Genomic DNA, 19,521 nt, shown 5'->3' with positions numbered 1-19,521 from the left:
GTTAGACGTTGTTTTAGAAGCTGTACGACTGGCCTCAAGAAACCAATGTGTGATTATCCAGCATGTTTTGAATAATGCCTGCTGTATCGCCTCCCGACAGCGTGACGTTCGCCAGGGTCACGGTCTGATCTATGCTGCCTGGGTCGGCTATATGGCCTGAGCTGGAGATATTGATTTGCGTGTCTGCCCCGCCACCGCTTGGAGCAAAATTCAAATAGGCGCTCAGCTCACTGGCACTGCTGTGATCAACCACCCCCACCAGCAACGACGACAGATCCAAGGCATCACCCGGGGCGAAGTCATGCACCACATCGTGGGAACCGCTGCCACGATCGTCTGCGGTCCAGACAAATTTATCCGCTCCGGCCCCGCCAAATAGCTGGTCATTGCCAATACCACCAATCAGCAAGTCATCGCCGCCCTGGCCGAACAACCAATCATTCCCACTGCCGCCTTCAAGTTTGTCATTGCCCCCCGAGTTCAGCACTGATTGCCCAAGGGCTTCGGCATTAGCTTCGATAAAGCTGACAAGTTGCGCCTGACTAGGAGCCGTGCCGCCATTGACACTGGTCAAATGGTCAACCAGCACTTGGAAACCCGGCGCGGTGGTTTCGTAACCGCTTATCCAGCTTGTGTTCAATGCATCACCAAAGATCAGATCATCACCCGCACCACCCACTAGATGGTCATTACCCAGTGGTGACACCGAGCCCGGAGTTGAATGCCCCGGATCAAGCGATACAAAGAGCTGGTCCGCGCTGAGTACAATCTCTGGCTGGCCAGCCACTGCATTCACCGTACCGCCTTGGACCTGGGTGCTGACATTGCCAGTTAGATGGTCGGTATTATCAAAGTAACGCAACACATCACTATTAACGCCAGAACCGATGCCGATGGCATGCAACTCGGCGCGGTCCATCAATACAGTGGCGTCATCCAGCGCACGATTGACGTCCCTGATATTGACCACATCGCTGGTATCGCTGTTGTCGTTGTTATAGGTGGTGGGGTCACCATCAGTCAGAAAATACGCCATATTTTCATAATGATTACCTTCAACCCCGGCAAACCACGCATTGGCGGTCTTGAAGGCGGCCTCATAATTAGTGCCACCATCGGCAGTGACTTTGCTCAGGGCATCTTGATTGCCGTGCAATGCCGCTTGCACATCATCCAGTGAGCCGCTTAGCAATAATGATGAGGTCGATGAAAAAATCACCAGCGCGACGTTGATGTTGCCCGGATGTGATTCGAGCTTATCCAAAAATGAACGCACGGCATCCTTGAGCAGGCTCAGACGACTGCTATATCCACCCAACCCATCCGGGTCGTCGGCCATGCTGCCCGAGCGGTCGAGAATAAGCGCGATGTTGTAGTTTTTCGCCGGATCAATATCGGGCTCTGAACCTCCGCCAACATCACCGATCAAGGTGTCCTTGCCACCGACACCAGTAATCTGGCCCTTGCCATCACTGTCGAATGGGCTGGCAATAAAGTGCGGTGTAGTCGAGCTGTCAGCACCGCTGCCAAAGTCACTGGCGTTATTGCCGACCACCAGCACCGATTGATCGCTGCGAATACAGATATCCAAATTGGCGCTGCTTGGATCGCCATCCCCATCGACCACTGTATAGGTGAAGGTTTGGGTAATCTGCCCCGTTTCGCCAAACACCAGATCGGCATTGGCGGCGAAACTGAAATCACCCGCCGCGTGGCCGGGCGAGTTATCGAGATAGATTGTTAGCTTGCCGGTGGCAGTGGTCAGTACCAGCTTATCGGTCGCGGCGTCATAACTGGCGCTGACGGAGCCCGAGCCGCTGGTGACAATGGCATTGCCAGCCTCATTCAAGCTAAAGGTTTGCGAACCGACAGTGATCGACTGGATATGGTCAATGCCATCGGCTCCAGGCTGATCATTGAGCAGCACATTGCCCGAAACATCGCCGCCTACGCCCGCAAGATCGGCCAAGGTGGCAGATAGATTTTCCGGTGCGGTGTTGGTCACTCCGTGGCTGCTCGAAATTTGGCTTAAATAGGAGCCGGTGAAACTAATCCCAACCGAATAGGCTTGAAAGCTGTTCGTTGCCGGGTTGCCATCACCGTCAATATTGCCGATGAAGTTAGTGCTCCAGTTGTCATTGATCCAATTGGTCAGCGCCTGACCCGTTTTACCTGTAGTCGGCTCACCATCGGAAATAAAGTACAGCTTGTTCTGCGTCGAAGGGTCCGCGCCAAGTGACGCCAAATCATGGCCAATTTCAGTTTTCGCGACATTAAGCGCCGCTTCGTAGTTGGTATTGCCGTTGGCACTCAAGGTTTGCACCTTGGCGATCAAGTCCAGATAGCCCTGATCGGTGGTCGATGAAAAGCTGTAGTCGCCAATTTCCGAGGCCGAGGCTGCAAAAGCAATCAAGTTGATATGGACCGCAGTGCCCAACTCGGCGTAAGACTGGGCCAGATTGCTTACAGCCGCTTTCAACGCCGCCAGTTTGGCACCTTGCATGCTGCCGGAGACATCCAGCACCAAGGTCAGATTCACCGCGGGTTGGGCGGACTGAATGATGCAAGCCGGCTTGTCATCAACCGCTGTCGGCACGTCGTCGATCACCGTCACATCGAGGGTTGCGCTGCCAGTGTCGCCATCCAGGTCGGTGACCTTGACTGCAAACTGCTCAATGATCGAGTTTTCACCATCGGCATTCGGGTGCATCGACGGGTCTTCCAAGGTATAGGCGTAACTTACAGTGCCACCTGCAATGGTCCCGGTGTAGCCCGTGATATGCAGCACACCGGCGGGACTGTCGACAGTCAATGGCGCCCCCGGTGCTGCGGCCTGCAGTTGCGCGAAGGTAAAGCTACTGCTGCCAATCTGAATGCTGGCAATACCATCGCCAGCGGTAATGGTGAAGCTGCCTTCATCGCTGAGCAGGCCGGCATTCGGTGAGCTGCCATTGATCAGGTTTTCCTCATTGAAGGTCAGTTCGCCGCCCTCAATTGCCAAGCCTTCAACCGTCACGCCGGTGTCGCTGCCAACAATGTTGATGGTCAGGGTCGCAGTCGAGATATCACCATCGAAATCGCGCATGGTGTATTCGAGGTTCTGACTGACGGTTTGTCCTTGGGCCAGCGCGATAGTGTCAGGATCGCTGTTATCGAGGGTGAAGCTGTACTGGCCAGTGGCACCGTCAAGCACCAGCGTGCCGTACTTGCTCAGTTCGGTTACGGCCGCAGCGTTAAGCGTGCCATTCCAGCCGACGAACGCCTTACCGCCGTCGTTACCGGCCAAGTCATTAGTCAGGACGAAACCCGAAGCGACATTGTTTGGGTTGCCTTCAGTGAGGGTCTGCGCAACATCGTCAACCGCTGTCGGCGCGTCATCCCTGAAGCTGATCAGTTTGCCCAGATCAAGGGTGCTGCCGACCGAGTCACCGTCATTATCGGTTGCGGTTGCAGTCAGATGGATAAGGTCACCGCCCAGCACTTTGACTTCGTCCGGATCACTGGTGGGGTGAACAATGGCCCGCACTTGATCGAGGGTGACGACACCTGCGGCATTGACGCTGACAGTAAAGACCAGATCACCCGCACTGGTACGCCCCTCGACAGCACCGGCAGGGTTAACCGAGAGCAACACCGCCGAATTGCTCAGCGAGTCGACCAGACCAGAATCGACGTTACCAAACACCGGATCAGCAATACCCAAGGAATACGTCAGGCTGCGCAGGCCATCAGCCCCCGCTTGAACATTGAATACGCCACTGAAGTCGCGACTGGCATCGATATCCAGATGGGTTTCATCAACCTGCAATTGGCCACCCCAGGTAACCGAAGTGCTGACGTCGTTGTAGTCAAAGTCTGAACTGAGGGTTTGATCTTCCCAGTTCTGGTTGCCAGGGTCCGCGGTGTCCTGCAAATGGGCACCTCCCGGATTAAGAGTGGCATCACTGAACAGCACATTGGCGCCATCGGCACCCGTCAAACCAGTGCCATTGAGTTGCGCTTGCCATTTACCATCAACCAGGGCAAAGCTCAGTTCTGCACCGTCGCTCAGACTGGTATTTGCGCCGCCATTTGGAATGATAAAAAACCCCACATCCTCGGGATTCAGACCATTCAAACTCGCCATTTCACCGACGCTGACATTATGCACATTTGCCCAGATAACCTTGCCGCTCGCCGGAGTACCATCGGGATTTTTAATGTAGTAGCCATAGCTATTGCTGTAACCCGCATCACTGCCGTTGAAGGTGACAAACGAGCTGTCGGCAATAGCGCCCTGCTCAATGCTTGGGCTGTCATCGTCAATAGTGACGTGCAGGGTTTTGGTCACGGCGTCCGAGTCACCATCGGTCACGGTGAAGTTGATGTTCAACAGCGCATCGTTTTCCGCACCACCTTCAACATGCAACACCGGCTTTAGCAGGGTCAGGCTGTAGTCACCGGTTGCAGGGTCAAGCACTACCGACACCAGATCCCCCCGGGCAGAAGAAATGATCAGAGTGTTGCTTGCAGCATGCCAAACCGAGCTGACATCTTCAGCCCCCAGTTTGTCCGGGCCGCTAAGCACGACTGACTTCAAACCATCAGCACCTGCCGCATAATCAAGTGTGCCGCTGACACTGGTGGCGGCATTTGCTGTGTCACCAACGCCACCATTGATGCCGCCAGCCAAGCCTTCATCATCTAAAATCAACGGCGCCGTGGCGTTCTGTGCAACAGGCACATCATCTTCAATATTGATGGTAAAGGTGTTTGGCGCAAAGCCACCGGCAACAGGATCGCCATCGCCGTCGGTAGCACTGAGGATGCCGGAAAAATCGATACCTAATCCCGGCAAGGTTTCGGCATCATCGCCGTTGGCGAGCGGGTGATCGATGGGACCTTTGAGCACAAAATCATAGCCGCCCGTTGCCGTGACGCTCAGGGTAAAAATGGTGTGACCATTGGCACTCGCAGTCAGGGTATTGCCAACAAATGCATAGGTCAGCGCAGTGCCTTCACTGGTCAGGTTTTGTGCTTGAAGCGATGCTGTTTTACCGTTCAGGGAGAAATCACCCGGACCGTCAGCACCAAAGCTGACAAGCGCGTTAAGCACACCATCGGCACCATGGGCGCTGACCGACTGAGCGCTTTCAGGATTACCCTGATAAGGCGCGCCACTGGCGGTTAGCAGTGCATCTTCTTGCACCGCACCACTGACAACCGGGCCATTTTCACCGCCGACAAGAATGGGGACATCGTCTTCGATATTGATGGTAAAGGTGTTCGGCGGAAAGCCACCGGCAATGGGATCACCATCGCCGTCGGTAACGGCAAGCGATGCTGAAAAATCGACACTCAATACCGATCGATCTTCGCTGTCATCACCATCGATTAGCGGATGATCGATTGGGCCTTTGAGTACAAAATCATAACCACCGGTCGCGGTGATGCTTAAGGTGAAAATAGTGTGACCATTGGCACTGGCAGTCAGGGTATTACCGACTACGGCGTAAGTTAAAGCCGTGCCCTCGCTGGTGAGACCCTGGGCATTAAGCTGACTGACATCGGCATTGAGGAAGAAATCACCGGGGCCATCTGCACCAAAATTCACCAAGCTGCTGAGCACGCCCGCATCGCCATGGGCGCTGACAACTTGACCACCTTCAGGGTTGCCTTGATAGGGTGCGCCTTGCGAAGTGTTCAGCGCATCTTCCTGAACATCGCCATGTACGCCAAACGGCTGAGCGGCAGCGAATGAAACACGCCCGTTGTCTTGGCCGGTTGGCGGGCCAGCAAAAACCGGCACGTCGTCTTCAATGTTGACAGTGAAACTGCCCGCCGGGAAACCGCTTGCCAGCGAATCACCGTCGCCGTCGGTAGCCGTCAACACCGCTGAAAGGTCGAGAGGCAGGCTCAGCAGTTCATCGTCATTACCGTCTTGAACCGGGTGATCAACGGGCCCGCTGAGGGTGAAGTTGTAACTGCCGTCTGCGCCAACGGTAAAGGTGAAGATGGTTTGACCATTGGCCACGGCGGTCAGAATATTGCCTGCCACGCTGTAGCTCAAAGCTGTGCCGCCAGACGTCAGCCCCTGGCTTTCGAGCGCACTTATCGCAGCGCTGCTGTGAGAAAGACCAAATGCACCAACGCCATCCGCCCCAAAATTGACCAGGCTATTGAGGGTGCCAGGTGCCCCCGAGGTGACATTGGTGGTGCTGTCGTTATCGGTGTTGCCTTGAGCGGTCTCATCTTCATCGACGAACAAATGAATCTGCGCCGCCTCACCCACCGCAGCGATCGGGCCATCGTCATTGACCAGTACATTCAAGGTTGCGATCGGGGAAACGTCGCCATCAAGATCAGTGACCCGCACACTGAAACTTTCACCCACTTGATCGCCAGCCCCGGTCGCATTCGGGTTGGTGTGATCCAGGGTATTGGCGCTCAGCTCAAAGTGCCAATTGCCATTGGCATCCACGGTTAGCACACCATATTGGCCTTGCACGGTGCCGCCTTGAGTGACATTGACCCAGTTGCCACTTACATCCATGACCTCAAGCGCCGAGACGCCATCGCGAGACTCAATCACGAAGGTGCCGCTGGCCTGTTCAGCGCCACTCGCAGGGTTTGTGCCCTGAGCTAATGCTGCTTCCTCGACTATAGCCGGCCCAGCAATCACGCTGCCGACAAAGTCCTGATATCCCACTGTAACCACGGGCGTGAAGTCTTCAGGCACAGGAGGCGCCGGCGGTTCTATCACCGGAGGAACAACCACTGGAGGCTCCACCGGTGGTTGGACGACAGGAGGCTCCGGGGCCACAACCGCTTCAGCCCTAGGGTCCACCTCAATGTCAGGATTAACAAACTCAGGGCCGCGGTTCAGGCCCGCAGTGGGAAAGCCGAGTTCAGGATTAATCGCGCCGCCGACCGCATCCAGCAGCACAAAACTATGGCCGCCACCAACACCGCCAGGGCCGCCGGAACCGCCCGCACCACCTGGACCGGCAGCTGTAGCCTCAGCCTCTTGGGTCGGGTCGGCGCCCGCCTCAATGGCAGCCTGCAGTTTTTCGACATCGGTTAAATCATTGGCACTCGGCGCGGCAACAGGCAGGTCCTGTACCGGTACGCCTGAACCATCTGCGGAATGAGCGAGCATTTGCTCGGAAAGATTAAGACTGCTGTCACGGCCCAACGTGAGCATTTCACCATTGCTCAGCTTCACCGCAAGGGCTCCAGCAGCGCCGGTAACGATTTGCTCCCCTGCGAACAGGCGATCGCCCTCTACCAGGGGCCGCCGTGAACCGTTGCTGGCTACGGCCAATACTTCGCCAACGACTTGGGTAACTACACCAATCAGGGTCGCCATGGTCTCGTCCTCATCTACGACGGCCGGCTTTTACCGGCAAATATCTTAGAAGACGAACACACAATTTTCAGGTATCGAGCGCTGCACTAAAACCGATTCAAATGGCGCGATAAGCACTTCAAAAACACATCATGCCAAAAAAATGTCGCTTAAAAAGTTACCCACCGCGTCCATCTGAATCTGCCCCGCCCTAATACTTATTTCTTGGTATTCGCCCTTGCACCTTTGCTGCAAAAAAACTGCATAAATGCGCCACACCCATCATTTGCTGGCCCATCTGTAAGTAACAATGTGCTGTTTTCCCAAGAGTGCCTAAGATTTTTTAGAAATAACCCTTGTGAAAAAACTTTATGAGGCTGCGCCAAAGATGTTCTTAGCTTTGTTGTTACAAACCTGAAACGGTTTAACACTAAAAAACGTCAACTAATTGGCGACAAGACTAGGGCACGGAACAAGGAGTTCTTCTCATGCGCACACTTAACTTACTCTACAGCGGCATCCTCATAGCGGTTTCATGCGCTCAGGCTCAGGCAATGTCACTGTCTGAGGCCATACAAAGCACGCTCGATAATCACCCTGAATTACACGCGGGGATGAACAGCCGACTCTCGGCCGACGAGGATGTGAAAATTGCCAAAGGCGGCTACCAACCCAGCGTGGACTTACTGGCAGGCTATGGCCGGGAAAATACCGACAGTCCGAGCACGCGCTTTCTTGGCAACCACAATGACGAAACGCTGAACTACGCCACCTCAGAATTGCGCCTGCGCCAGATGCTTTTCGATGGATTTAATACACCCAATGAGGTGGCGCGCACTGAGGCGGTGGTAAATTCCCGCGCCTATTACGTGCGTGGGACTGCGGAGAGTCTGGCTTTACGAACTGTCGAGGTGTATCTCGACGTACTCAAACGGCGTGAAATGGTCAGCCTGGCTAAGAATAATCTGCAGGCGCATACACGCATTAACGACCAGATTGACCTGCGCAGCCAGCAAGGGGTTGGCAGCACGGCAGACTTCGATCAGTCCAGCGCGCGTCTGGCATTGGCGGAAAACAATCTGTATACCGAGCAAGTCAACCTGGCGGATGCTGAAGCCAATTTTTTCAGCGCCGTCGGCCGCCCCGCTGATGAGCTGGAAACCCCTGCCACCGTCAGGGGCAACATGCCCCAAGACATTCTGGTCGCCCGGCAAACCATGCTGGAATCCAACCCCTACTTGAAATCAGCACAGGCTGATGTCAACGCCGCCGAGAAACAATACGAGGTTGCGAAATCGCCGTTCTATCCACGCTTCGATGGTGAACTGGCAACCACGGCAGACAACAATATTCAGGGTGATGAAGGCCACTACAACACCTGGCGTGCGGCGGTGGTAATGAACTACAACTTGTATAACGGGATGCGCGACAAAGCGCGGATGCAATCCTCAGCCTATCAAGTCAATCAATCGATGGATATCCGCAACAACGCATTGCGGATGCTCAACGAAAACCTCTCTCTGGCTTGGAATGCCTTGCAGAACGCTCGGCTGCAAACTCCTAAAGCGCGTGATTATGCAAACTACACAGCAAGCGTACGTGAGGCCTACCAGCAACAGTTCAGCCTGGGACAACGCACCCTGCTCGACTTGCTCGACAGTGAAAACGAATTGTTCACAGCCAACCGCCGCTATGCCGATGTGCGTTACACCGAAGAATTTTCAATGTACCGCGTGATAGCCAGCATGGGCGACTTGCTGCAGCAACAAAAAGTGATCGTTCCGAGCGAGGCAATTGCTTTGAGTGACGTTAAAAGTGAAGCCCGTCTGCCAGAAATGAAGTAGTTCAGCGCGAGGAGCAGTGAATTTGACCACCATGGAGCTGCCTACCAGCCACAGCGACCCGCGCCTGACTCACGACGATCCACTACTGGATGGTCTGTTGATTCTGTGCAAACTCCACGGCTGCACCGTCAGCCGCGGTAGTTTGAGCGCGGGTTTGCCGATGCCCAAACAATGCCTGACGCCTGAATTGCTGACCCGTGCGGCGGCAAGGGCCGGATTGCAAGGACGCTTGTTGCGCCGTGAATTAAGCGCCATATCAGCGCTTAATTTGCCGGTACTGCTGCTGTTGAAAGACGGCCGTAGCGCCGTACTCCATAAGTGGCTTGATCCCGATAAAGCGTTGATATTGCCCTGCGAAGCCGACGGTGGAGAGCAGTCGGTCAGCCGTGCTGAATTGGAAGACGCCTACTCTGGGCAGGCACTATTTGCGCGCCCTCGACATGAATTGGAAGAGGCGCGACAGCCTCTTGTGCCGCGGATTGAAGCATGGTTTCGCGACACCCTGAAACTGTCGCGCTGGTTGTATGCCGACGCGGTACTGGCCAGCTTGCTCATCAACCTGTTGGGGTTGTTGGTGCCCTTGTTTGTGATGCAGACCTATGATCGCGTGGTTCCCAATCAAGCCACAGCGACCTTGTGGGTCTTGGCCATTGGTTTATTTATCGGCACCAGTTTTGAGTTATTGCTTCGCGTTCTGCGCGCGCACCTGCTGGACACCGCCGGGAAAAAGACTGACGTGGTGCTTTCTGCGACGTTGTTCCAGCGCATCACCGGCATGTCGATGACCTCACGGCCCACCAGCATTGGCGGCTTCGCGCAAAGCATTCATGACTTCCAAGGCCTGCGCGAGTTCTTAACCGCAGTGACCTTAACCAGCCTGATCGACCTGCCCTTCGCGTTGCTGATGATCACCGTAATTGGTTTGCTTGGCGGCTGGCTGGTGGTGATTCCGATTCTGGCCTTCCCGATCACGGCCCTGTTCGCCTTGATCATTCAGGTGCAATTGCGCGACACGGTGGAAAAGAGCCTGGCCCTGGCTTCACGGCGTCAGGCCTTGTTGATCGAAACCCTTGGCGGGCTGGAAACCCTCAAAGCCTGCGGCGCTGAAAGTGAACGCCAGCACGAGTGGGAAAAAACCCACGGCGCTCTCACCCGCCTCGACACCCACGCCCGTTTCCTGGCGTCACTGGCCACTAACGGCACCCTGTTCTTACAACAGTTTGCCGGAATGGCGACCATTGTCGCCGGGGTTTACAGCATCATCGCCGGCAATCTCAGCGTCGGCGCCTTGGTTGCCTGTTACATGCTGGGCAGCCGGGTGCTGGCCCCTCTTGGACAAATTGCCGGTTTGATTACCCGTTACCAGCAAGCGCGGCTGACCATGAGCAGCACAGACGCGCTCATGGCGATGCCACAAGAGCGTCAAGCCAAGCAGCGACCTTTGGAGCGCACCCATCTGTCCGGTGAACTGCAACTGCGCCAAGTGAGTTTCAGCTACCCCAATCAGTCCAGCCCCGCGTTGAGCGATGTCAGCGTGCATCTGGCCGCAGGTGAACGGGTGGGCATTATCGGCCGCAGTGGCTCGGGCAAAAGCACCTTGGCGAAACTAATCATGGCGTTTTACATGCCCGCAGAAGGTCAGGTCCTGCTCGACAACCTGGATCTGCGCCAGCTCGATGTGGCCGATCTACGCCACCAGATAGGATTTGTCTCGCATGACTTGCCGCTGCTATCGGGCAGCCTGCGCGACAACCTGACCCTGGGCGCGCGCTATGTCAGCGATGCACGCATGCTCGAAGTTGCCGAGTTAACCGGCGTCAGCGAGCTGGCCAAGCAGCATCCGCAAGGGTTTGATCGCCCGGTAGGCGAACGCGGCCAGTTACTTTCAGGAGGCCAACGCCAAGCGGTATTGATGGCCCGTGCCATGCTCCTCGACCCGCCGATTATGTTGCTTGATGAACCCACCAGCGCAATGGATAACGCCAGTGAGGAAACACTGCGCAACCGTCTGCAAACCTGGTCTCAAGGCAAGACCATGCTGCTGATCACCCACCGTGCCTCAATGCTCAGCCTGGTTGATCGGCTGATCGTTCTGGATAACGGGCGCATTGTCGCCGACGGCCCGAAAGAGTCAGTCATCGAAGCGCTGCGCAAAGGCCGTGTCGGCCCCGCCTCGGTTTAAGGAGCCGTCATGAGCCAGCAGATTCTCAGCAACTATTTCTCCGCGAGCAAAGGCCGTAAGCAAGACACCGAGTTTATGCCGGAGATTGACGGCGCTGTACTTGAAGACACACCCTGGTTTGCGCGCATCACCATCTGGGCCGTCACCGCCTGCATTGCCTCGGCGCTGGTTTGGGCTAACTTTGCCGTGCTGGATGAGGTAACCACCGGCCAGGGCAAAGCCATTCCATCGAGCAAAATCCAAGTGATACAGAATCTTGAAGGCGGCATTGTCAGCGAGATTTTCGTCCGCGAAGGTCAAGTGGTGAACAAAAACGATGTATTGCTGCGCCTCGATGACACCCGGTTTCTCTCAAACAAGGGTGAGAGTGAAGCTGACCGCCTGGCCCTGACAGCCCGGGTTGAACGGCTAAGTGCCGAGGCTGAAGGTCGGCCCCTGGCCATGCCCGAAGAAATAACCCGCGGGGCGCCACAACTGGCCGATGATGAGGCCGGACTCTACACCTCACGCCAGCAACGGTTGCAAAGCGAGCAGCGCACACTTGGCGAACAACTGCGGCAAAAAACTCAAGAACTTGCAGAGTTTCGCGCCAAGGCTCAGCAGTACCGCTCCAGTCTTGGCTTGATTCAGCAAGAACTCAATATGTCGCAACCCCTGGTCAAAGCCGGCGCTATTTCCCCCGTGGAAATTCTGCGTTTGCGCAGAAGCGCAATAGAAGTGCGCGGCTCGCTCGACGCCACGACCTTGGCAATTCCACGGGCGGAGTCGGCGATCAATGAAATAAAAAGCAAGGTTGAAGAATCGGAGCTGAGCTTCCGATCCGACGCCTTCAAAGAACTAAATGATGCGCGCACCGACCTGAAGAAAATTAACGCCAGCGGTTCAGCCATTGCAGACCGAGTCAGCAGGACCACTGTAATTTCACCGGTCAATGGGATCATCAAGCAACTCAAGGTCAACACCATTGGCGGCGTGGTTCAGCCTGGCAGCGACATGCTTGAGATTGTGCCGCTGGAGGACAATTTGCTGATTGAGGCCAAGGTTCGTCCGCAGGATGTTGCGTTTCTCCACCCCGGACAAAAAGCCATGATCAAATTCAGCGCTTATGACTACACAATCTATGGTGGTTTGAAGGCGAATCTGGAGCTGATCAGCGCCGACACCATCACCGATGATGAAGGCAACAGCTTCTATCTGATCCAATTACGCACCGATAAGAGCCATTTAGGCAGCGACAAACACCCGCTGATGATCATCCCCGGCATGATCGCCACCGTTGATATCATCACAGGCCATAAAAGCGTGCTCGATTACCTGCTCAAGCCCGTATTGAAAGCGCGAACCGAAGCACTGCGTGAGCGCTGATCCCTACTTCTGATGATTTCGCGCAAAGGTATGCTCGCCCATGGCGCTGATCTGGGCTTCTATCAATGCATCGAAGGGCCGCAACAATGCCGCAAATGATTGCTCTGGCTCAAGCAATTGCAAAGCAGCGGTCACCGCTTCTATCGTCGATAACGCACCCGGCGCCGGGGCTTTTCGCAGGCGATAGCGCGACGCCTGACCCGCAGGCAGAGTTACTCGCGGCAAGCCTTCCAACACAGGATTGAGGTACAACAGCTTACGCGCTTTACGCCAAGTGCCATCTGGCACAACCAGGCGAACAGGCTTGCCATCAGCCACCTCACGCGCATCGGCTAACGACAACGCCGCCTCACCCGGAAACAACAAATAACTGCGGTAATCAGGTTGCGCCAGATACTCAGCCAGTTGTTCAAAGTGCTCACCGACCCACAACTCGGCACTTTGCAGCCCGAGCGCCAGCAACCTCGCGGTATTCAATGCATGTTTGACTTCGCTGGGATGCTGCAGAATCAGCACCTGCGTCTCACTGTGCAGGCTTGGAATCAGCGCGCACAAGCAGTGTTCAAGCGGTCGCGCGCAACGGTCACAGCGGGGGCGAACCATAAATTTTTCCTCAGCCCGTGGCGTGCTTATCAACGGCGTTCAATTGGGTCTTGAGTAGATCGCGAAAGGTCTGAATCAAGGGCTCACGCGAGCGGCCCCGGCGAAGGATCAAGGAAAACGGCGCTTGATAACCAAAGGTGGCTGGCAGCAACACACGCAGTTGCTTTAGCTCGACCCAATGCTGCGCATAATGCTCAGGCAAATAACCAATGTAGGCCCCAGACAAAACCAGGATCAACTGCGCCTCCATCGACTCAACCGTTGCAGCGCTGTGCTTGAAACCATGGCGCGCCAGTTCCGCCTGACTCCAGTAGCCGCGACCAACCATGCGTTGCTGGGTAATCACTTCACCGGGAATGCGCCGCTGCGAGAATAACGAATGACGCTCGCTGCAATAGAGCCAATGCTGCTCGCGGTACAGCGGGTGATAAAACAGACCATTCATCCGAGTGGAAAAGGCACCGATGGCAATATCCAAACGGTTATCCAAAACGGCAAGTTGCAATTCATACGGACTCATCACGGACAAGTGCAGATGCACGGCCGGGTGCTCATGGCTGTATGCGCCAATCACTTCAGCTAATGGTAAAGCAGTGTCGCTGACCGTTGAATCAAGCACTCCGAGATTCAGGGTGCCGCGAAGCTCGCCTTTCAGCGCGGCGGAATAGCGCTCGAAGCCTTCAAGTTCACCGAGCAGTCTCAAGGTTTCCTGATGGAAAAGTTCACCTTTGCTGGTCAGGCTAAAGCCGCCCCGCCCCCGATGACACAAGCTTAAACCCAAGGCGCCCTCGAGCTGACTCATATAGGTACTGATGGCCGAGGTCGACAGATTGAGCTCTTGCTGAGCCGCTGCAAAGCCTTGGTGGCGCACTACGCTGGCGAAAATCCTAAGTAACTTAAGATCGGGTAAAGCCTGGCTCATAACAACTCCGATTCAGCACTTTGTGGATTCTAACCCCATGCCATTAGTTTAGAAATTCCTGAACTGATTTTTTGATCTCAGCGATTTGTCACACCGCTCGGATGACCAAGAATCGGCGCTACATCATTACAACCATAACAACTGTGAGGCCTTCCCATGGACAAGATATTGCACCAGCCCCTGGGCGGTAACGAAATGCCGCGTTTCGGCGGCATTGCCACCATGATGCGCCTGCCGCACATCCAAACCCCTGAAGAGCGCAAAAAACTCGACGTTGGCTTTGTCGGCATACCGCTGGATATTGGCACCTCATTGCGTTCTGGCACCCGCTTTGGCCCTCGTGAAATCCGCGCCCAGTCGGTGATGATCCGCCCGTACAACATGGCCACCGGCGCTGCCCCGTTTGATTCACTTAACATTGCTGATATCGGCGATGTGCCGATCAACACCTTCAACATGACCGAAGCCGTGCGCATCATTGAGGAAGCTTACGAGCAGATTCTCGAAGACGGTATTCTGCCGCTGACGCTCGGTGGCGACCACACCATCACCTTGCCGATTCTGCGAGCAATCAAGAAAAAGTTCGGCAAAGTGGGTTTGGTCCATATCGACGCCCACGCTGACGTCAATGATCACATGTTCGGTGAGAAAATCGCTCACGGCACCACTTTCCGCCGCGCCGTTGAAGAAGGCCTGCTTGACTGTGACCGTGTGGTACAGATTGGTTTGCGCGCTCAGGGCTACACCGCAGAAGACTTCAACTGGAGCCGCAAACAAGGCTTCCGTGTGGTGCAGGCTGAAGAATGCTGGCACAAGTCCCTCGAACCACTGATGGCTGAAGTACGTGAGAAAGTCGGTGGCGGACCGGTTTACCTGTCGTTTGATATCGACGGAATAGATCCAGCGTGGGCCCCCGGCACGGGCACCCCGGAAATCGGTGGTTTAACCACCATTCAAGCGATTGAAATCATCCGCGGCTGCCAAGGCCTCGACCTGATTGGCGGTGACCTGGTTGAGGTTTCCCCACCCTATGACACCACGGGCAATACCTCGCTACTGGGCGCCAACCTGCTTTATGAAATGCTTTGCGTATTGCCCGGCGTGGAACGTCGTTAAAACCGAGTGGGGTCGCGCAGCCAGCCGATAGGCTGCGCGCACCCATCTGACCGGCCACTGGGTTTGGTTTAGCTAGACCCCTTAACAGGCCAATGTCGCAACAGGCACTTAAACCTGAGCTGAAGATTTGCACTGAAACCCGTGCGAAACATAAAAACAATTAAAAGAGACACAACACATGACTCTCGATCTGTTTGTAATCCTGATTTACGTTGCCGCGATGCTCGGCTTGGGTTTCTACGGCATGCGCCGCAGTAAAAGCCGAGAAGATTATTTAGTGGCAGGACGCAACCTGGGCCCCATGTTCTACCTCGGAACCATGGCTGCAACCGTGCTCGGCGGCGCATCAACCATCGGCACAGTACGCTTGGGTTATGTTTATGGCCTCTCCGGTTTCTGGCTCTGCGCAGCGCTAGGCGCGGGCATCATCGGCATCAGTCTGTTGCTTGCCAAGCCGCTGTTAAAACTCAAAATCTACACCGTCACCCAAGTTCTTGAACGTCGCTATAGCCCAACAGCACGGCATGCAAGTGCGGCCATTATGCTGATCTATGCAGTGATGATTGGCGCGATTTCAACCATCGCCATTGGCACGGTAATGGAAGTACTGTTTGGCCTGCCTTTCTGGGTGACCGTGTTGATTGGTGGCGGGATTGTGGTCGCCTACTCAACCATTGGTGGCATGTGGTCGTTGAGCCTCACGGATATCGTCCAGTTTTTGATCATGACCATTGGCCTGGTGTTTATTCTGATGCCAATGTCGATCAGCGATGCTGGCGGCTGGAATGCACTGGTTGAGAAGCTGCCAGCCAGTTACTTCTCGCTCACTGCAATTGGCTGGGACACTATCATCACCTACTTCCTGATCTACTTCTTCGGCATCTTTATCGGCCAGGATATCTGGCAGCGGGTCTTCACTGCACGCAGCGAGAAAGTCGCAAAGATCTCCGGCACCGCTGCAGGTATCTACTGCATCCTTTATGGCTTGGCCGCCGCGGTTATCGGCATGGCCGCGAAAGTGGTATTGCCGGACTTGGCCAACGCCAATGATGCTTTCGCCAGTATTGTCCAAGCCAGCCTGCCAGATGGCATACGCGGATTAGTGATTGCCGCCGCTCTGGCCGCCCTGATGTCAACCGCCAGCGCCGGACTGTTGGCAGCCTCTACCACTGCCGCACAAGACCTGTGGCCACTGTTCAGTAAGCGCAAGAACAGCAGCGAAAGCGCCCACATCAACCGTATCTTTACCTTGCTTCTGGGTTGCGTTGTGCTGGCAATTGCCTTGGTCGTCAGCGATGTCATCAGTGCCCTCACGCTGGCCTACAACCTGCTCGTTGGCGGCATGCTGATTCCACTGCTGGGTGCGGTCTACTGGAAGCGAGCAACCACAGCGGGTGCAATCGTGAGTATGGCGCTGGGCAGTCTCACCGCCGCAGTGTTCATGTACATCGATGGTCTGGAAGCCAATACTCCGATCTACTACAGCCTTGCTGTAGGTGCAGTCAGCTTCATTGTGGTTAGTTTGCTTGCGTCGAAACAGGCCCCGGCAATGCACTTGGCGGCTAATGACTAAACCCGTTATCGGGCGCCCATCCTCAGTCATCCTCATTCGCCGGTCCTAGCCGGCGTTTTTTTGGGGTCGATAAAAGCACCACGCGATACAGCAATGTCCCGAGCGGCAGCTGAAAGTGCATATTTACAAATCCCAGAATTATTCAAGGCGCACAGAGTCGTGCTCTGGATACAAGGTCCAGAGCACGACCTGGGTATTTATTCAGCTGTACAGACACCTGATCAGCAGCTGCAAAGCCACTGATCCAAGTTTATCCACCTAAAGGGCTGAGCAGCGCTCAGCGCTGGCGGCGCGGCTCTCGTGGCCGACGAGGATCGTCGTTGCGCACGGGAATGGGTTGCAGCTTGGGCCGATCAAGCAGCCCCAGCGCGACCAGAAGATCGTGAAAAGCATTCTGCATCTTGGCGATCATATAACTTCCTCCTGCCAAGGCTTACGGGTAAGACGTTGTCCACGTCTTGTATAAGCATAGATTACCTTGATTGACTCTGCGTCAGTTTGATGTGAGTCAGTAACTTTGCTCAAAATGTTACACGTACCCCTGTATAGACCGTACGCCCCGGCCCCGGTTCAAAGTACCGACCGTTAGCGTCATTTATCCGCACGTTGTCGTAATACTCGCGGTCAAACACATTATCGACGCCCAGATAAGGCTCCCATGTCTGCTCGCCCGCCTTGATCCGCTTACCAATACGCAAGTTGGTCAGGGCATAGCCCGCGACCTCCACACTGTTGGCATCATTGGCATACATGGAGTCGTACGCACTTAGGTTCAAGCGCGCGTAGTTGTCGTTGTGCTCATAAGCCACTTCGGTGAACAGGGTTTGCCGGGGAATACCGGCCAGTGAGTTGCCGTGGTAATCGTTGGCGTCGACCTGATAATCATCAAACTTGAAGCGGCTGTAGGCATAAGCGCCGGTCAAGCGCCAAGCCTCGGCCACCTGCCAACTGAGACTCATCTCCAGACCATCGCGCCGCGACGTGCCGGCATTGCGGTAATAGTTACGCCCTGATTCACCCGGCAAGCTGTAGCCAACCAGTTCGTCATCCAGCTTCATGCTGAACAGCGCCACGTCATACCGCAGAGTTGACCACTCACCTTTGAGCCCGATTTCGCGATTGAGTGTGCGGGCGGGTTCCAGTGAGGAGTTGAAGCCGCCGCCATTGGGGTTGGCCAACTCGCTGATGGTCGGCGTCTCAAATGAGGTGCCAACCTTGGCGTACACCGACTGGTGCGGATCAAGCCGGTAGCTCAAGCCTGCGCTGTAGTTCCAGTCTTCGAGGTTACGTGAGCCAGAGTCATTGCCATCGCTGAGAAAGCGGTCATCCGTCGATAAGTGCACACGGTCGTAGCGCACGCCCAAGGTTGCCTGCCAATCATCAGTCAGGTCGATCTGATCTTCGAGAAAGATGCCACTGCTGTCGGCGTTTTCATCTTGTTTGAGGGTCTCAGCACCGCGTTCACCGAGCAGATTGTCATAGCGCCTGCGGTCATCGCGCTGGAGCTCAAGATCAAAGCCACCGGTGAACTTGTGCGCCATGCCGAGCAGTTCTTCGCGATGGCTGTATTGGCTGCCAACCCCAGCAAATAAGCGATCAAAGGTGGTTTGCCCGCCATTGGTGAACGACAAGCTGTTGCCAAACTGACGCTGCCCGACATAGGTGCGCAGCTGATATTCATCATCACCGGCGCCGTAACCATCCCAAATCGCACTGAGGCGCTGCTGACGAATCCACTCATCGGCGTCGTAGCGCAGGTTATTCGGTGCAGCCTGACCTCGATCATCGGCCACCTCGCTGGCATTCAGGCCACCCGGGTCTTCAGCGCGGTTATCGATGGCATTGAAATTGATGCCCAGACGACCATAGTCGCTGTACCAATTGATCTTGCCCGTCAGGCTGTTGGTTTCGGCCTTGGCGTGATCTCGATAGCCGTCCGACTGGGTGCTGTTGAACGCCAGCAATCCACCGATATCACCCACTGTGCCGCCAGTCTCAACCCGGGCGCGCTGATAACCCAGTTCGCCCACACTGATGTCAAAAAAGCTGTAAGGCTTAGCCGGTGGCTGCCGGGTTTCGATATTCAGCACACCACCTGCCGCGTTGCCGTAAAGCACTGAAGATGGGCCACGCAACACTTCCATGCGCTCAACCAAGCCCAGATCCAGACCATCAAGCTCGGTTTGCCCGTCTGGCATGGTCAGCGGTACACCGTCGACCAAGACGCGCACCCCGCGAACACCAAAATTGCCGCGGGAACCAAAACCACGGATAGACGGACGCAAGCCCTGGGCAAGGTTGTATTGGTTCTGGCTAAAAACACCCGGCACCGAGGCCAATAAACCCTGCAGCGTAAGGTTCTTCTCAGCGCTGGACTTATTGCTTTCAACCACGCTCACTGCCGCCGGAGTGCTCAACCAGCGGGTACTGGTGCGCGGCGAAACAATTAATAATGGCGCCATCTCAAGCGTCTCAGTTTTACCGGTCTCTGCCGCGGACAAGAAACCTGCATGGGCTCCCAACAGCACGCCGGCCGCCGTAATCATGGGTAATTTCAAAACAATCCTTGGGTACTTGAGAATATCTAGC

At 55.4% G+C, this 19,521-nt stretch carries 10 protein-coding genes; 5 read left to right on the top strand and 5 right to left on the bottom strand.

What is annotated here, in order from left to right:
* Positions 1-34: 34 nt before the first annotated feature.
* Positions 35-7,348 (bottom strand): retention module-containing protein, encoded by a 7,314-nt coding sequence (locus AACY09_RS11010; protein ID WP_339487961.1) that lies wholly within the window; start codon positions 7,346-7,348, stop codon positions 35-37.
* Between the two features lie 467 nt (positions 7,349-7,815).
* Here AACY09_RS11010 and AACY09_RS11005 point away from each other — a divergent pair, with 467 nt between their 5' ends.
* From AACY09_RS11005 to AACY09_RS10995, 3 genes are read left to right on the top strand one after another with little or no spacing between them, the layout of a single operon-like run.
* Positions 7,816-9,171 carry a TolC family outer membrane protein gene (locus AACY09_RS11005; protein WP_339487959.1) on the top strand — a complete coding sequence of 452 codons (1,356 nt, stop codon included), beginning with the start codon at positions 7,816-7,818 and terminating at the stop codon, positions 9,169-9,171.
* Between the two features lie 31 nt (positions 9,172-9,202).
* Entirely contained in the window at positions 9,203-11,353 is a 2,151-nt protein-coding gene (locus tag AACY09_RS11000) for a type I secretion system permease/ATPase (protein WP_445323843.1), read from the top strand.
* Positions 11,354-11,362: 9 nt separating this feature from the next.
* Positions 11,363-12,718: an HlyD family type I secretion periplasmic adaptor subunit gene (locus AACY09_RS10995; RefSeq protein WP_339487958.1), complete on the top strand. Its 1,356-nt coding sequence runs from the start codon at positions 11,363-11,365 to the stop codon at positions 12,716-12,718.
* A 3-nt stretch (positions 12,719-12,721) separates the two neighbouring features.
* Here AACY09_RS10995 and AACY09_RS10990 read toward each other — a convergent pair whose 3' ends face one another.
* Positions 12,722-13,321: a tRNA-uridine aminocarboxypropyltransferase gene (locus tag AACY09_RS10990; RefSeq protein WP_339487956.1), complete on the bottom strand. Its 600-nt coding sequence runs from the start codon at positions 13,319-13,321 to the stop codon at positions 12,722-12,724.
* A 10-nt stretch (positions 13,322-13,331) separates the two neighbouring features.
* Positions 13,332-14,243 carry a LysR family transcriptional regulator gene (locus AACY09_RS10985; protein WP_339487953.1) on the bottom strand — a complete coding sequence of 304 codons (912 nt, stop codon included), beginning with the start codon at positions 14,241-14,243 and terminating at the stop codon, positions 13,332-13,334.
* 156 nt (positions 14,244-14,399) lie between these two features.
* Between AACY09_RS10985 and speB the strand changes: the two genes are divergently transcribed.
* Both speB and AACY09_RS10975 read left to right on the top strand, forming a co-directional pair.
* On the top strand, positions 14,400-15,359 hold the full coding sequence (gene speB / locus AACY09_RS10980; RefSeq protein ID WP_339487950.1) for an agmatinase: 960 nt from the start codon (positions 14,400-14,402) through the stop codon (positions 15,357-15,359).
* 178 nt (positions 15,360-15,537) lie between these two features.
* Complete coding sequence (locus AACY09_RS10975) at positions 15,538-16,932, top strand: sodium:solute symporter (RefSeq protein WP_339487948.1); 1,395 nt, start codon at positions 15,538-15,540, stop codon at positions 16,930-16,932.
* A 277-nt stretch (positions 16,933-17,209) separates the two neighbouring features.
* On the opposite strand, the gene AACY09_RS10970 is transcribed toward AACY09_RS10975, so the two are convergent.
* Complete coding sequence (locus AACY09_RS10970) at positions 17,210-17,344, bottom strand: PA1414 family protein (protein WP_010483193.1); 135 nt, start codon at positions 17,342-17,344, stop codon at positions 17,210-17,212.
* A 109-nt stretch (positions 17,345-17,453) separates the two neighbouring features.
* Positions 17,454-19,478 (bottom strand): TonB-dependent receptor family protein, encoded by a 2,025-nt coding sequence (locus AACY09_RS10965; protein ID WP_339487945.1) that lies wholly within the window; start codon positions 19,476-19,478, stop codon positions 17,454-17,456.
* Between the last annotated feature and the right edge of the window lie 43 nt (positions 19,479-19,521).

This window comes from Pseudomonas sp. EL_65y_Pfl2_R95 (assembly GCF_963971045.1).
In the GTDB taxonomy this organism is placed as follows: domain Bacteria; phylum Pseudomonadota; class Gammaproteobacteria; order Pseudomonadales; family Pseudomonadaceae; genus Aquipseudomonas.
This window is presented reverse-complemented; position numbering and strand designations above follow the sequence as displayed.